This is a genomic window from Streptomyces sp. NPDC017936 (genome assembly GCF_044328485.1).
Lineage (GTDB): Bacteria > Actinomycetota > Actinomycetes > Streptomycetales > Streptomycetaceae > Streptomyces.
This window is the reverse complement of sequence record NZ_JBIRHK010000008.1, coordinates 276,439-291,401: the sequence shown is the minus strand read 5'-3', so window position 1 is coordinate 291,401 and position 14,963 is coordinate 276,439. Positions and strand designations below refer to the sequence as shown.

Annotated in this window: 10 protein-coding genes; 7 read left to right on the top strand and 3 right to left on the bottom strand. The window is 71.2% G+C overall.

What is annotated here, in order from left to right; translation table 11 throughout:
- The first annotated feature begins 263 nt into the window (after positions 1–263).
- The 3 genes from metH (at position 264) to ACH4F6_RS19135 (ending at position 6,765) form a co-directional block, all read left to right on the top strand.
- Positions 264–3,779: a methionine synthase gene (metH, locus tag ACH4F6_RS19145; RefSeq protein WP_397961381.1), complete on the top strand. Its 3,516-nt coding sequence runs from the start codon at positions 264–266 to the stop codon at positions 3,777–3,779.
- 212 nt (positions 3,780–3,991) lie between these two features.
- The gene (locus ACH4F6_RS19140) at positions 3,992–4,690 is read left to right on the top strand and encodes an HAD family hydrolase (RefSeq protein WP_397961380.1); all 699 of its coding nucleotides are present in this window, start codon (positions 3,992–3,994) and stop codon (positions 4,688–4,690) included.
- A 467-nt stretch (positions 4,691–5,157) separates the two neighbouring features.
- A complete protein-coding gene (locus ACH4F6_RS19135; protein WP_397961379.1) occupies positions 5,158–6,765 on the top strand; it encodes an ABC transporter substrate-binding protein in 1,608 nt (535 codons plus the stop codon).
- Positions 6,766–7,253: 488 nt separating this feature from the next.
- Here ACH4F6_RS19135 and ACH4F6_RS19130 read toward each other — a convergent pair whose 3' ends face one another.
- Both ACH4F6_RS19130 and ACH4F6_RS19125 read right to left on the bottom strand, forming a co-directional pair.
- The gene (locus ACH4F6_RS19130; protein ID WP_397961378.1) at positions 7,254–7,925 is read right to left on the bottom strand and encodes a response regulator; all 672 of its coding nucleotides are present in this window, start codon (positions 7,923–7,925) and stop codon (positions 7,254–7,256) included.
- 78 nt (positions 7,926–8,003) lie between these two features.
- The gene (locus ACH4F6_RS19125) at positions 8,004–8,945 is read right to left on the bottom strand and encodes a RecB family exonuclease (RefSeq protein WP_397961377.1); all 942 of its coding nucleotides are present in this window, start codon (positions 8,943–8,945) and stop codon (positions 8,004–8,006) included.
- 173 nt (positions 8,946–9,118) lie between these two features.
- Between ACH4F6_RS19125 and ACH4F6_RS19120 the strand changes: the two genes are divergently transcribed.
- From ACH4F6_RS19120 to ACH4F6_RS19110, 3 genes are all read left to right on the top strand, one after another.
- Positions 9,119–10,747, top strand: a complete 1,629-nt coding sequence (locus tag ACH4F6_RS19120; protein WP_397961376.1) for a site-2 protease family protein — start codon at positions 9,119–9,121, stop codon at positions 10,745–10,747.
- Between the two features lie 50 nt (positions 10,748–10,797).
- Entirely contained in the window at positions 10,798–11,700 is a 903-nt protein-coding gene (locus ACH4F6_RS19115) for a tRNA (adenine-N1)-methyltransferase (protein WP_397961375.1), read from the top strand.
- A gap of 237 nt (positions 11,701–11,937) precedes the next feature.
- Positions 11,938–12,510, top strand: coding sequence for a hypothetical protein (locus ACH4F6_RS19110; protein ID WP_397961373.1), 573 nt, complete (start codon positions 11,938–11,940; stop codon positions 12,508–12,510).
- A gap of 59 nt (positions 12,511–12,569) precedes the next feature.
- On the opposite strand, the gene ACH4F6_RS19105 is transcribed toward ACH4F6_RS19110, so the two are convergent.
- Positions 12,570–12,875: a ferredoxin gene (locus tag ACH4F6_RS19105; RefSeq protein ID WP_397961372.1), complete on the bottom strand. Its 306-nt coding sequence runs from the start codon at positions 12,873–12,875 to the stop codon at positions 12,570–12,572.
- A 243-nt stretch (positions 12,876–13,118) separates the two neighbouring features.
- On the opposite strand from ACH4F6_RS19105, the gene arc reads away from it, so the two are divergent.
- Positions 13,119–14,885, top strand: a complete 1,767-nt coding sequence (gene arc, locus ACH4F6_RS19100; protein ID WP_397961371.1) for a proteasome ATPase — start codon at positions 13,119–13,121, stop codon at positions 14,883–14,885.
- Positions 14,886–14,963 lie beyond the last annotated feature (78 nt).

Sequence of the window (14,963 nt, the reverse complement as noted above, 5' to 3'; positions counted from 1 at the left end):
CGGCGGCAGATGCCACCGTCGTTCGGCAATGTCGAACACTACCGGTCCATGACGACCTCCCGCTAATGGTCGGTCGCAACCTGTTCCGTCACTCGTCTCCCGCGGGCGCCCCGGACGCCGTCCGCGTCCGTCCCGTGGACGCCCTGACCATAAGCCCCCGGTCCCGGCTACTCTGGCGGCGTGCGCTCTCCCGGGAAGCCGTCCCGCACGCGTTCCCGGGGTGACGCAAAGCCGACAGCCGTCGCACCAGAGGGAGCCCTTTCATGGCCTCAGCGCCGCCGACCCCTTCCGCCGACAGCCGGACCCGTGTGTCCGCGCTCCGCGAGGCACTCGCCACCCGTGTGGTGGTGGCCGACGGAGCCATGGGCACCATGCTCCAGGCCCAGGAGCCCACCCTCGAGGACTTCCAGGACCTCGAAGGCTGCAACGAGATCCTCAACGTCACCCGACCGGACATCGTCCGCTCCGTCCACGAGGCGTACTACGACGCCGGCGTGGACTGCGTCGAGACCAACACCTTCGGCGCCAACCACGCGGCGATGGCCGAGTACGACATCCCGGAGCGGGTGCACGAGCTGTCCGAGGCCGGCGCCCGCATCGCCCGCGAGACGGCGGACGCCTACGCGGCGCGCGACGGCCGCATCCGCTGGGTGCTGGGCTCGATGGGCCCGGGCACGAAGCTGCCGACCCTCGGTCACGTCGGGTACACCACCCTGCGCGACGCCTACCAGCAGAACGCCGAGGGACTCATCGCCGGCGGCGCCGACGCGCTCATCGTCGAGACCACCCAGGACCTGCTCCAGACCAAGGCCGCCGTCCTCGGCGCCCACCGGGCCCGCCGGATCGCCGGCCTGGACGTGCCCCTCATCGTCTCCGTGACCGTCGAGACCACCGGCACCATGCTGCTCGGCTCCGAGATCGGCGCCGCCCTGACGGCCCTGGAGCCGCTCGGCATCGACATGATCGGCATGAACTGCGCCACCGGCCCCGCCGAGATGAGCGAGCACCTGCGCCACCTCGCCCGCAACGCCCGCATCCCGCTCGCCTGCATGCCGAACGCGGGCCTGCCGGTGCTCGGCAAGGACGGCGCCACCTACCCCCTGACGGCCGCGGAGCTCGCGGACGCCCAGGAGACCTTCGTCCGCGACTACGGCCTGTCCCTGGTCGGCGGCTGCTGCGGCACCACCCCCGAACACCTGCGCCAGGTCGTCGAGCGCGTCCGCGGCCTCGCCCCCGTCGAGCGCGACCCGCGCCCCGAGCCGGGCGCCGCCTCCCTCTACCAGGCGGTCCCCTTCCGGCAGGACACCTCCTACCTGGCCATCGGCGAGCGCACCAACGCCAACGGTTCCAAGAAGTTCCGCGAGGCCATGCTCGAGGGCCGCTGGGACGACTGCGTCGAGATGGCCCGCGAGCAGATCCGCGAGGGCGCGCACATGCTCGACCTCTGCGTGGACTACGTCGGCCGCGACGGCGTCGCCGACATGGAGGAACTGGCCGGCCGCTTCGCCACCGCCTCCACCCTGCCGATCGTCCTGGACTCCACCGAGGTCGAGGTCATCCGCGCCGGACTGGAGAAGCTCGGCGGCCGCGCGGTCATCAACTCCGTCAACTACGAGGACGGCGACGGACCCGAGTCCCGCTTCGTCAAGGTCACCGAGCTCGCGCGGGAGCACGGCGCCGCGCTGATCGCCCTCACCATCGACGAGGAGGGCCAGGCGCGCACCCCCGAGAAGAAGGTCGAGATCGCCGAACGGCTCATCGACGACCTCACCGGGAACTGGGGCATCCGTGAGGAGGACATCCTCATCGACACCCTGACCTTCACCATCTGCACCGGTCAGGAGGAGTCCCGCAAGGACGGCATCGCCACGATCGAGGCGATCCGCGAGCTCAAGCGCCGCCACCCCGACGTCCAGACCACCCTCGGCCTGTCGAACATCTCCTTCGGCCTCAACCCGGCCGCCCGCATCCTGCTCAACTCCGTCTTCCTCGACGAGTGCGTCAAGGCGGGCCTGGACTCGGCGATCGTCCACGCGTCGAAGATCCTGCCGATCGCCCGCTTCAGCGAGGAAGAGGTCACCACCGCCCTCGACCTGATCCACGACCGCCGCAGCGAGGGCTACGACCCCCTCCAGAAGCTGATGCAGCTCTTCGAGGGCGCCACCGCCAAGTCCCTGAAGGCCGGCAAGGCCGAGGAACTGGCCGCCCTGCCGCTGGAGGAGCGCCTCAAGCGCCGCATCATCGACGGCGAGCGCAACGGCCTGGAGGCCGACCTCGACGAGGCCCTGCGGGACCGCCCCGCCCTCGACATCGTCAACGAGACCCTCCTGGACGGCATGAAGGTCGTCGGCGACCTGTTCGGCTCCGGCCAGATGCAGCTGCCGTTCGTCCTGCAGTCCGCCGAGGTCATGAAGGCCGCCGTCGCCCACCTCGAACCGCACATGGAGAAGTCCGACGCCGAGGGCAAGGGGACGATCGTCCTGGCGACCGTGCGCGGCGACGTCCACGACATCGGCAAGAACCTCGTCGACATCATCCTGTCCAACAACGGCTACAACGTCGTGAACCTCGGCATCAAGCAGCCGGTCTCCGCGATCCTCGAGGCCGCCGAGGAGCACCGGGCCGACGTCATCGGCATGTCCGGGCTCCTGGTCAAGTCCACGGTGATCATGAAGGAGAACCTGGAGGAGCTCAACCAGCGCGGCCTGGCCGCGGACTTCCCGGTCATCCTCGGCGGCGCCGCCCTGACCCGCGCCTACGTCGAGCAGGACCTGCACGACGTCTACGAGGGCGAGGTCCGCTACGCCCGCGACGCCTTCGAGGGCCTGCGCCTGATGGACGCGCTGATCGGCGTCAAGCGGGGCGTGCCCGGCGCGAAGCTGCCGGAGCTGAAGCAGCGCCGGGTCCGCGCCGGCGCCGTCGTGGAGGTCGAGGAGCGCCCGGAGGAGGGCCACGTCCGCTCCGACGTCGCCACCGACAACCCCATCCCCGAGCCGCCGTTCTGGGGCACCCGCGTCATCAAGGGCATCCAGCTCAAGGAGTACGCCTCCTGGCTCGACGAGGGTGCCCTCTTCAAGGGCCAGTGGGGCCTGAAGCAGGCCCGCACGGGCGACGGGCCGACGTACGAGGAACTCGTCGAGACCGAGGGCCGGCCGCGGCTGCGCGGCCTGCTGGACCGGCTGCAGACCGAGAACCTCCTCGAGGCCGCCGTCGTCCACGGCTACTTCCCCTGCGTGTCCAAGGACGACGACCTGATCCTCCTGGACGAGCACGGCAACGAACGGACCCGCTTCACCTTCCCGCGCCAGCGCCGCGGCCGACGGCTGTGCCTCGCGGACTTCTTCCGCCCCCAGGAGTCCGGCGAGACCGATGTCGTCGGCCTCCAGGTCGTCACCATCGGCTCCCGCATCGGCGAGGAGACCGCCAAGCTCTTCGCGTCGAACTCCTACCGCGACTACCTCGAACTGCACGGGCTGTCCGTGCAGTTGGCGGAGGCGCTCGCCGAGTACTGGCACGCGCGCGTGCGCTCGGAGCTGGGCTTCGCCGGCGAGGACCCGGCCGGCATCGAGGACATGTTCGCGCTGAAGTACCGCGGCGCGCGCTTCTCCCTGGGATACGGCGCCTGCCCCGACCTGGAGGACCGCGCCAAGATCGCCGAGCTGCTCCGGCCCGAGCGGATCGGCGTCCACCTGTCGGAGGAGTTCCAGCTCCACCCCGAGCAGTCCACCGACGCCATCGTGATCCACCACCCGGAGGCGAAGTACTTCAACGCCCGTTGACGCCGCCCCGCGCGGCGGCGCCCCGCCCGGCTGGCCGTCTCCCGCACGCCGATCCCCCGCCCGCCGGGCCGTCTCACGCACCGTGACGGCCCGGACACGGCGTCCTGCGCCCCGTGCGGCGCGTCGATCCGGCAGGTCGTACACTGGTCGGTCCACTGCAGGCCGGTTCCCCAGCGGGAACCGGCCTGCTCGTCCCTCAAGGAGGTACGTGGATGACCAGCACGGTTCCCGCACCAGGAATCCGCACGGCCGGGGGTTCCGCCCTCCAGGCCGTGCTCCTCGACATGGACGGCACCCTGGTGGACACCGAGGGCTTCTGGTGGGACGTCGAGGTCGAGGTCTTCGCCCGTCTCGGGCACGCCCTCGACGACTCCTGGCGCCATGTCGTGGTCGGCGGTCCCATGGCCCGCAGCGCCGGGTTCCTGATCGAGGCGACCGGCGCCGACATCACCCTCGCCGAACTCACCGTCCTGCTCAACGAGGGGTTCGAGGAGCGCATCGCGAGCGCCCTGCCCCTGATGCCGGGCGCCGCCCGGCTGCTGGCCGAACTGGCCGAGCACGAGGTCCCCACGGCCCTCGTCTCCGCCTCGCACCGGCGCATCATCGACCGTGTCCTCACCTCGCTGGGCCCCGACCACTTCGCGCTGACCGTGGCCGGCGACGAGGTCGCGCGCACCAAGCCGCACCCCGACCCCTACCTGCTCGCGGCCGCCGGCCTCGGCGCCGATCCGGCCAGATGCGCCGTCGTCGAGGACACCGCGACCGGGGTCGCCGCGGCCGAGGCGGCGGGCTGCCACGTCGTCGCGGTCCCCTCCGTCGCGCCCATCGCCCCGGCCGCCCGGCGCACCGTCGTGGCCTCGCTGGAGGAGGTCGACCTCACATTCCTGCGGGCCCTGATGCCGCTCAGGTGATCGCCGGGACGACCATTGGTGATCTGTCATGACGGAAATGCGATAGGTGCTGACCCAGCGTGCACCGTCGATAGCGAGGGAATTCGGCGCGTGTGTGCGCGGCGAATTCGGATCATCACCGAGGGCCCATTCCCGCTCCGCCCACCGCGTGTCGCGCATGTGACGTTCCCCACGTCGTGCGGGGTCGACACGGCCGACTTGTTGTGCTTCCGGCCCCCGTCCGGGGGGTCCGGGCGTGTCCTTGTGTCCCGATTGGTGGATCCTTGCGTGAATCATTCGGCTGTCGGGTTTTCGGTGTGTCCGCGCCCGGTTTCGCTGCGTGATGAGCTTTCAACTCCGGTGGCTGCGAACCCCCGTGCCGGCGCGGACTAATGTCAGCGCGAGAACATCGCCCCTACCCCCGTGATCCGCCGCGACACCCCTGCATGCCGGGTACACGGACTTGACAGCTCTGGAGAAACTCGAGCATGAACCGCAAGACTTTGGTGCTGCCGACCGTGGTGGGCCTGCTCGCACCCGTGCTCGCCGCCTGCGGCGGCGCCGACGGGGGGAGCGGCAGCGGCGACGCCATCGTCGTGGGCACCACCGACCGGTTCACCGCCACCAAGGACGTCCCGGCTCCACTCGACCCGGCGTACGCCTACGACGTCGGCACCTGGAACATCCTGCGCCAGACCGTGCAGACCCTGATGATCCAGCCCAAGGGCGACGGCGACCCCGTCCCGGAGGCCGCCGAGAGCTGCGGGTTCACCGACAGCGGCAACGAGCGCTACGCCTGCAAGCTGCGCGACGGCCTGAAGTTCTCCAACGGCGACGCCGTCACCGCCGAGGCCGTGAAGTTCTCGATCGACCGGGCCCGCGCCATCAAGTCCGACTCCGGCGTGTTCGCGCTGCTGTCCACCATCGACACCGTCGAGACCCAGGGCGACAACGAGGTGATCTTCCACCTCAACACCGCGGACGCCACCTTCCCGTTCAAGCTCTCGACCCCGGTCGCCGGCATCGTCAACCCCGCCGACTACGAGAAGAACAAGCTGCGCGACGGCTTCGAGGTCGACGGCTCCGGCCCGTACACGCTGAAGGCCGAGACCGACGGCGACGAGATGACCAGGGCCGTCTTCACCAAGAACCCCGAATACAAGGGCACCTTGGACGTGAAGAACGACAAGGTCGAGCTGGCCTCCTTCGCGGACGCCGACGCGATGGGCGCCGCCCTCGACAAGGGCGACATCGACCTGATGACCCGCACCATGTCGCCGGAGCAGATCAACAAGCTCTCCGACGTCTCCAAGGAGCAGAACGAGGACCTCGTCGAACTGTCCGGCCTGGAGATCCGCTACCTGGCCTTCAACACCGACGCGCCGGTGGTGAAGACCAAGGCCGTCCGCCAGGCGATGGCCCAGCTCATCGACCGCGGCGAACTCGTCTCCGAGGTCTACGGCAGCCAGGCCGAACCGCTGTACTCCCTGGTCCCGGCCTCCATCACGGGCCACTCCAACTCGTTCTTCAACACCTACGGCGAGCCCAGCGTCGCCAAGGCCAAGGCGCTGCTGGAGAAGGCCGACGTCAGCACCCCGGTCAAGCTGACGCTGAACTACACGACCGACCACTACGGCGCGGCCACCAAGAAGGAGTTCGAGCAGCTCCAGAAGCAGCTCAACGAGAGCGGCCTGTTCGACGTCTCCCTCCAGGGCGCCCCCTGGGACACCTTCATCCCCGCCGAGCGCAAGGGTGAGTACGCGGTCTACGGCATGGGCTGGTTCCCCGACTTCCCCGACGCCGACAGCTACGTCTCGCCGTTCCTCGACAAGGACAACTTCCTCAACTCCCCGTACGCCAACGCCGAGATCATCAACAAGCTGATCCCCGCGTCCCGCCGTGAGGCCGACCGCCTCTCCGCGGCCGACAGCCTGTCGGACATCCAGGACATCGTCGCCGAGGACGTCCCGGTCCTGCCGCTGTGGCAGGGCAAGCAGTACGTCGCCGCCCGCGACGACATCACGGGCACCGCGTACGTGCTCAACTCCTCGGCCACCCTCCAGCTGTGGGAGCTCGTCCGCGGCGTGAGCGGCTGACCCCCCTCTCCCGGGGCCGGTCGACCAGGGCCCCGGGGTGCGAGACCGACGACGGGGCACACCTGTGTGAACCCGCGCGACCAGTGGCCGGCCCTGTCTCTCGTGACGGGGCCGGCCACCGGCTTGTCGACCGGCTGCGGTACGGAGAGCGGGGGGCCGCCGGGACACCGCCACCGGCAGCGAACCGGCAGCGAACCGGTACCGAGCCGGTCACGGCGCGCGGCGCGCTCGGTCCTGGCCCCCTGCTGCCCACCCCTGTTCCTCGCCGCGACCGTGGCGTTCGCGGTGCGGTCGGCGCGTTCCGGGCCGGGCGGCAGCCCCGCCTCCTCGCAGCTCGCGGGGCTCGCGGGAGGGCGCGCCGTGCTCGCCGTGATCGCGGCGGTGGACCTGGTGACCGTCGTCCGCCGCTGCGGAACCGGACGTCCCGCCGCACGGCCCCGTGAGGCGGCGCGACGGGACGCCCTCCGCGCCGCGCCGTGCGCGGGCGTCTACTGCGCGCCGGGACGCACCAGCCCGCTCTCGTAGGCGTACACCGCCGCCTGCACCCGGTCGCGCAGCCCCAGCTTGGTCAGCACATGCCCGACGTGCGTCTTGACGGTGGTCTCGCTGACGAAGAGGTCGGCGGCGATCTCGGCGTTCGACAGCCCCCGCGCCACCAGCTTCAGCACCTCGACCTCGCGGTCGGTGAGCGTGTGCAGCGCGTCCGGCACCGGCTCGTCGCCGGACGGCAGATGCGTGGCGTACTTGTCGAGCAGCCGGCGCGTGATGCTCGGCGCGAGCATCGCCTCGCCCGCGGCCACCACCCGGATCGCCTGCACCAGCTCGTCGGCCGGGGCGTCCTTCAGCAGAAAGCCGCTGGCACCGGCGCGCAGCGCCTCCACCACGTACTCGTCGAGGTCGAAGGTCGTCAGCACCAGCACCTTCGCCGGACCGTCGCGGCCGGGGCCGGTGATCTGCCGGGTCGCCTCGACCCCGTCCATACGGGGCATGCGGATGTCCATCAGAACCACGTCGGGCTGGAGGGCCCGCACCTGGTCGAGGGCCTGGAGGCCGTCACCGGCCTCGCCGACCACCGCGATGTCCTGCTCCGCCTCCAGGATCATCCGGAAGCCGGTACGCAGCAGCGGCTGGTCGTCGACCAGTAGGACGCGGATGGCCACGTGAGTCTCCTTCGCTAGTCCGGCCCCATTCTGCCCCGGACCCGTGGCCCGGTCCGTCGGCGGGGCGCTCGCGACGGCTCACGCGCCCCCGGGGTCCACCGCCCGCACCGGCAGCGGGTACGGCGGGGGAGTGCCGCCGAACTCCGGGCAGTGGGCCTGGTGATCGCACCAGCCGCACAGCTTCGTCGGCCGCGGCCGCCAGTCACCCGTCTCCGTCGCCAGCCGGATCGCCTGCCACAACGCGAGCAGCTTGCGCTCGACCCGCTCCAGGTCGGCGAGGACCGGGTCGTACGTCAGGACGTCCCCGCTGCCCAGGTACACCAGTTGCAGCCGGCGCGGGACCACCTTCTTCAGGCGCCACACGACGAGAGCGTAGAACTTCATCTGGAACAGCGCGCCTTCGGCGTACTCCGGCCTCGGCGCCTTGCCCGTCTTGTAGTCGACGATCCGCACCTCGCCCGTGGGGGCCACGTCGACCCGGTCGATGATCCCGCGCAGCCGCAGTCCCGACTCCAGCTCGGCCTCGACGAACAGCTCCCGCTCGGCCGGCTCCAGCCGGGTCGGATCCTCCAGCGTGAACCACCGCTCGACCAGCTGCTCGGCCTCCGCCAGCCAGCCCGCCATCCGCTCCCCCCGCGGATCGTCCGCGAACAACTCGACGACCTCCGGCCGGGACTCGCGCAGCCGTTCCCACTGGCCGGGAAGGAGCGCCTTGGCCCGCGGCGCGGTCCGCTCGGCCGCCGGGGCGTCGAACAGCCGCTCGAGGACTGCGTGCACCAGCGTCCCCTTGGTGGCCGCGGCGCTCGGCTTCTCCGGCAGCCGGTCGATCACCCGGAACCGGTACAGCAGCGGGCACTGCATGAAGTCACCGGCGCGCGAGGGCGAGAGCGACGAGGGCGCCACGGCGGCGGACGTCCCCCCGCCGGCGTCCGCGACCCGCTCCGCCACCCCCGCCCGCGGCGGGACCTCCACGACACCGCCGTCGCCCGACCCGGCGACGGCCTCGCTGCTGCTCTCCATGCCCACGACCTTACGGCCCGCCACCGACAGTCACCCAGTCCTGGCCCGGACCGCGACGGCCGGGAAAACGCAGGGGGTGCCGGGGCGGAACGCGTCACGACGGACGCATACCATCGGTGCCGAGACCCTTCCGCCCGGCAGGAGCGGGAGACGCTGCGAATCGAGGGGACACCGTGGTGGAAAGCGGCGGGAGCGGGCGGCCGCGGCCGGACAGCGACGAGTCGGCCGAGCGACCCCCGACACCTGCGTCCCCGACCGCCGAGCCGGCCCCGCCCGAGGCGCCCGCGGAGAGGGCCCCCGCGCAGGAGACCCCCGCGGCCGACACCCCCGCGCGGACGACGAACGGGAACCGGGCGGGGGAGGACGGCGCCGGCGGACCCGACGCCCCCGCGTCCGGCTCCGCCCCCGCGAACAGGCCCGACGCCCCCACCGCGAACGGCCCCGGCTCCCCGGCGGCCGGCCCGGACACCACGGCCGCCGGGACGGAAGCGGCCCGGCCCGAACCCCCCGCGACCGCTCCCGCCGGCCCGGACGCCGCCACGGCGGCCGGCACCCCCGCCGACCCCCACCCCGACCGCCCCCGGGCCCACACCACCCCTCCCGCCCTCGGCGGACCCCCGGCCAAGGGCCGCCCGCCCCGGCGCCCCCCGGAGTCCCGCGGCGGCCTGCTGATGGGACGCCCCTTCGGCGTCCCCGTCTACGTGGCGCCCAGCTGGTTCCTCGTCGCCGCCCTGATCACCTGGGTGTTCGGCGGCCAGCTCGAGCGCGTGCTGCCCGAACTCGGCGCCGCCCGGTACCTCGTCTCGCTCTTCTTCGCGATCGCCTTCTACGCGTCCGTCCTCGTCCACGAGCTCGCCCACACCGTCGCCGCCCTCCGCTTCAAGCTCCCCGTCCGCCGCATCCAGCTCCAGTTCTTCGGCGGCGTCTCCGAGATCGAGAAGGAGGCCGAGACCCCGGGCCGGGAGTTCTGGCTGGCCTTCGTCGGCCCCCTGCTCTCCCTCGTCCTCGCCGGCCTCTTCTACCTCGCCCTGCAGCCCGTCGAGCCCGGCACGGTCCCCGGCGTCCTGCTGGCCGGCCTGATGATCTCCAACCTCATCGTGGCGGTCTTCAACCTGCTCCCCGGCCTCCCCCTCGACGGCGGCCGCATGCTCCGCGCCGTCGTCTGGAAAATCACCGGCAAGCCCATGAACGGCACCGTCGCCGCCGCCTGGGTGGGCCGCGCCCTCGCCGTCTCCGTCCTCATCGGACTGCCCCTGCTGACCCAGTCCGGGATGCTCGGCGAGTCCGCGGAGGACAGCGTCGGCATGGACACCGTCATGGACGCCCTGCTCGCCGCGATCCTCGCCGCCATCATCTGGACCGGCGCCGGCAACAGCCTGCGCATGGCCCGGCTGCGCGAACACCTCCCCGAACTGCGCGCCCGCAACCTCACCCGCCGCGCCGTCCCCGTCGAGTCCGACACCCCGCTCTCCGAGGCGCTGCGCCGCGCCAACGACGCCGGCGCCCGCGCCCTCGTCGTCGTCGACGCCCACGGCGAACCCCTCTCCCTGGTCCGCGAGGCCGCCATCGTCGGCGTCCCCGAACACCGCCGCCCCTGGGTCGCCGTCAGCGGCCTCGCCCAGGATCTCACCGACGGCATGCGCGTCTCCGCCGAGCTGGCCGGAGAGGACCTCCTGGACGTCCTGCGCGCCACCCCCGCCACCGAGTACCTGGTGGTCGAGGAGACCGGGGAGATCTACGGAGTGCTGTCCGCGGCCGACGTCGAGCGCGCCTTCGTGAAGGCGATGGCCCGGCCCTCCTAGGACGGGTCCCGGTGGTCGGCGGCCGCCGGAATCGCCGGTAGGCTGTTCACATGTCCGAACCGACCGGTGCCGCCCGCAGGCGCGGGCCCTTCAAGGTCGGGGACCAGGTTCAGCTGACCGACCCCAAGGGCCGCCACTACACGTTCACGCTCGAGGCCGGGAAGAACTTCCACACCCACAAGGGTTCCTTCCCGCACGACGAACTGATCGGCGCACCCGAGGGCAGCGTTGTCCGCACCACCGGGAACGTCGCCTACCTCGCGCTGCGCCCCCTGCTCCCCGACTACGTCCTGTCCATGCCCCGCGGCGCCGCCGTGGTCTACCCGAAGGACGCGGGGCAGATCCTCGCCTTCGCCGACATCTTCCCCGGCGCCCGCGTCGTCGAGGCCGGCGTCGGCTCCGGCTCGCTCAGCAGCTTCCTGCTGCGCGCCATCGGCGACCAGGGCATGCTGCACAGCTACGAGCGTCGCGAGGACTTCGCCGAGATCGCCCGGCAGAACGTGGAGCGCTACTTCGGCGGCCCCCACCCCGCCTGGCAGCTCACCGTCGGCGACCTCCAGGACAACCTGTCCGACACGGACGTCGACCGCGTCATCCTCGACATGCTCGCCCCCTGGGAGTGCCTGGAGGCCGTCTCCAAGGCGCTCGTCCCCGGCGGCATCCTGTGCTGCTACGTCGCGACCACCACCCAGCTCGCCCGGACCGTCGAGTCCATCCGCGAGATCGGCTGCTTCAACGAGCCGACCGCCTGGGAGACGATGATCCGCAACTGGCACATCGAGGGCCTGGCCGTCCGCCCGGACCACCGCATGATCGGCCACACGGGCTTCCTCCTCACCGCCCGCCGTCTCGCGGACGGCGTCGAGCCGCCCATGCGCCGGCGCCGCCCGGCGAAGGGCGCCTACGGCGAGGACTACGCGGGCCCCAACGCCGACGCGGGCGCGGGCCGCTGAGGCGGACCCCCACCGAGGTCAACGCACCGGCACCGTGGTGGAGTTCCCGGAACCCCCGGGAACTCCACCACGGCGCCGCCCTCTTGGGACGAGCTCCCGGCAACCCGGCACCCGCGCACCCGCGGCCCGCCCCGCCCGCCGTCCGATCTGCCGCACCCCGCCGTTCCCCCGCACTGTGACGTGTGGCACGATGCTGGCCACCCCCCGCCGGCACAGCCCTCACAGGAGACGCTCCTAGTGCAATCCGCCGTCCCGGAACTGGCACACACCCACACCCGGCCGATCCAGTGGGTGGCGACCGCCACCGCCGTGGCCGGCGTCGTCGCCCTCTCCTCCGTCCTCCAGCCCGACCCGGCGACGGCGGCCCAGCCCGCCGCCCCCCGGACCGGGTCCGTCCCCGCGGCCGCCGCCCCCGCCACCACCGGCGTCGACTTCCCGCTCCAGTGCGGCCGCGTCAAGGCCCTCGTGCAGAAACAGGCTTCCGGGGACCTGGACGGCGACGGCATCCCCGAGACGGTCGCCGTGGTCCACTGCGACGCCCCCATGGGCACCCCGCCCGACGGCGTCTACGTCCTCACCCGGGGCGCCGACGCCGCCCACGCGCGCGTGGTGGCCACCCTCGTCGACCCCCAGGACCGCCTCACCGTCACGGCCCTCTCCGTCGACGACGGAGCCGTCCTCGCCACGTTCCTCGGCTACTCCTCGGCCGACGTGCCCAGTTGCTGCCCCGACGTCAAGGACAGCGCCAAGTGGCGGTGGAAGGACCACGCGTTCGTCCGCTCGACGCCCGCGGGCACCCACAGCGTCTGAGGCGAGCCGCCCAAGACCTGTGAGAAATCAGACAATCCTGACAGGCCGTACGCGTCCGCTCACTCCGCGTCCGGACCGTAGACCTCCACCCTGTCCGAAACCCTCCGCACATGGATGCACTCACCGGGACACTCCCGCGCCGAGTCCACCACGTCCGTCAACAACGGGAGCGGAACCGGCGTCGTGGCCCCCCTGTCCTGCAGAAGCTCGTCGTCCGAGCCCTTGACGTACGCCAGACCGTCGATGTCCAGCTCGAACACCTCCGGCGCGTACTGCGCGCAGATGCCGTCGCCGGTACAGAGATCCTGATCGATCCAGACCTCCAGCGCCTCGCCGCCGACACCGGCCTCCTGCTGCACGGTCATGTCTCCTGCCGTTTAGTGCCGAGCCGCCCGGGAACGATGCAGGCTCTGACGGGTGTTGAACACTTCGACCCTACCTGTGGCAGCTTTCCAATCATGTTCGGTGGGTATTCCCCTGGCGTGAGGGAGAGCGCAAGGGTGAAGATCGGACACACCCCGACAGTCTTTGTGATCTAGGGGTTTCAATCGACACCCACCCAGGTAGGGTCTGGAAGCGTCCAGCTCCCCTTGGAGGAGGTGAGGACCGTGGCAGCCCACGACGACGACATGAACCGCGGCATCCGCCCGGGACGAGGGTCCGACGACCCGGCCGGGCAGATCGCCTACCTTGAGCAGGAGATCGCCGTCCTGCGACGCAAGCTCGCCGACTCTCCGCGACACACGAGGATTCTCGAAGAGCGGATCGTCGAACTGCAGACCAACCTGGCCGGCGTGTCCGCGCAGAACGAGCGGCTCGCCAACACGCTCCGCGAGGCCCGCGACCAGATCGTGGCCCTCAAGGAGGAGGTCGACCGGCTCGCCCAGCCGCCGGCCGGCTTCGGCGTCTTCCTCGCGGCGAACGAGGACGGCACCGCCGACATCTTCACCGGCGGCCGCAAGCTCCGGGTGAACGTCAGCCCCAGCGTCGAGCTCGAGGAGCTCCGGCGCGGCCAGGAACTGATGCTCAACGAAGCGCTCAACGTGGTCGAGGCCATGGAGTTCGAGCGGGTCGGGGACATCGTCACCCTCAAGGAGATCCTCGAGGACGGCGAGCGGGCCCTGGTGCTCGGGCACACCGACGAGGAACGGGTGGTACGGCTCGCCGAGCCGCTGCTGGACGTCACCATCCGCCCCGGCGACGCCCTGCTGCTCGAACCCCGCTCCGGCTACGTCTACGAGATCGTCCCGAAGAGCGAGGTCGAAGAACTCGTCCTCGAAGAGGTCCCGGACATCGGCTACGAACAGATCGGCGGCCTCGGCGGCCAGATCGAAGCCATCCGCGACGCGGTCGAGCTCCCGTACCTCTACCCCGACCTGTTCAAGGAGCACGAGCTGCGGCCGCCCAAGGGCGTCCTGCTGTACGGCCCCCCCGGCTGCGGCAAGACGCTGATCGCCAAGGCCGTCGCCAACTCGCTCGCCAAGAAGGTCGCCGAGGTCACCGGCCAGGCCGCCGGCAAGAGCTTCTTCCTCAACATCAAGGGCCCCGAGCTGCTCAACAAGTACGTCGGCGAGACCGAGCGGCAGATCCGCCTCGTCTTCCAGCGTGCCCGCGAGAAGGCCAGCGAGGGCACCCCCGTGATCGTCTTCTTCGACGAGATGGAGTCGCTCTTCCGCACCCGCGGCTCCGGCGTCAGCTCGGACGTGGAGAACACCATCGTCCCGCAGCTGCTCGCCGAGATCGACGGCGTGGAAGGCCTGCAGAACGTGGTCGTGATCGGCGCCTCCAACCGCGAGGACATGATCGACCCCGCCATCCTGCGGCCCGGCCGGCTGGACGTGAAGATCAAGATCGAGCGCCCGGACGCCGAAGCGGCCAAGGACATCTTCGGCAAGTACCTCACCGAGCGCCTCCCGCTGCACGCGGACGACCTCGGCGAGCACAGCGGCGACAAGACCACCACCGTCCAGAGCATGATCCAGACGGCCGTGGAACACATGTACGCCGAATCCGAGGAGAACCGCTTCCTGGAAGTCACCTACGCCAACGGCGACAAGGAAGTCCTCTACTTCAAGGACTTCAACTCCGGCGCCATGATCGAGAACATCGTGGGCCGCGCCAAGAAAATGGCGATCAAGGACTTCCTCGAGAAGAACCAGAAGGGCCTCCGCGTCTCCCACCTCCTCCAGGCCTGCGTGGACGAGTTCAAGGAGAACGAGGACCTGCCCAACACCACCAACCCGGACGACTGGGCCCGCATCTCCGGAAAGAAGGGCGAACGGATCGTCTACATCCGCACCCTCATCACCGGAAAGCAGGGCTCCGACACCGGACGCTCCATCGACACGGTGGCGAACACCGGACAGTACCTGTAAAAGCCAGGGCGGCTGCGGGTGCCCGTTCCGGGTACCCGCAGCCGGCTGTTTTCCGGGCCACGGCTGGAGCAGGCAATG

What these genes read in the sequence shown, in the direction of transcription:
- ACH4F6_RS19140 (WP_397961380.1), top strand. Translation starts at nt 3,992, where the DNA reads ATGACCAGCACGGTTCCCGCACCAGGAATCCGCACGGCCGGGGGTTCC.
- ACH4F6_RS19105 (WP_397961372.1), bottom strand. Translation starts at nt 12,875, where the DNA reads ATGACCGTGCAGCAGGAGGCCGGTGTCGGCGGCGAGGCGCTGGAGGTC.
- ACH4F6_RS19115 (WP_397961375.1), top strand. Translation starts at nt 10,798, where the DNA reads ATGTCCGAACCGACCGGTGCCGCCCGCAGGCGCGGGCCCTTCAAGGTC.
- metH (WP_397961381.1), top strand. Translation starts at nt 264, where the DNA reads ATGGCCTCAGCGCCGCCGACCCCTTCCGCCGACAGCCGGACCCGTGTG.
- ACH4F6_RS19125 (WP_397961377.1), bottom strand. Translation starts at nt 8,945, where the DNA reads ATGGAGAGCAGCAGCGAGGCCGTCGCCGGGTCGGGCGACGGCGGTGTC.
- ACH4F6_RS19135 (WP_397961379.1), top strand. Translation starts at nt 5,158, where the DNA reads ATGAACCGCAAGACTTTGGTGCTGCCGACCGTGGTGGGCCTGCTCGCA.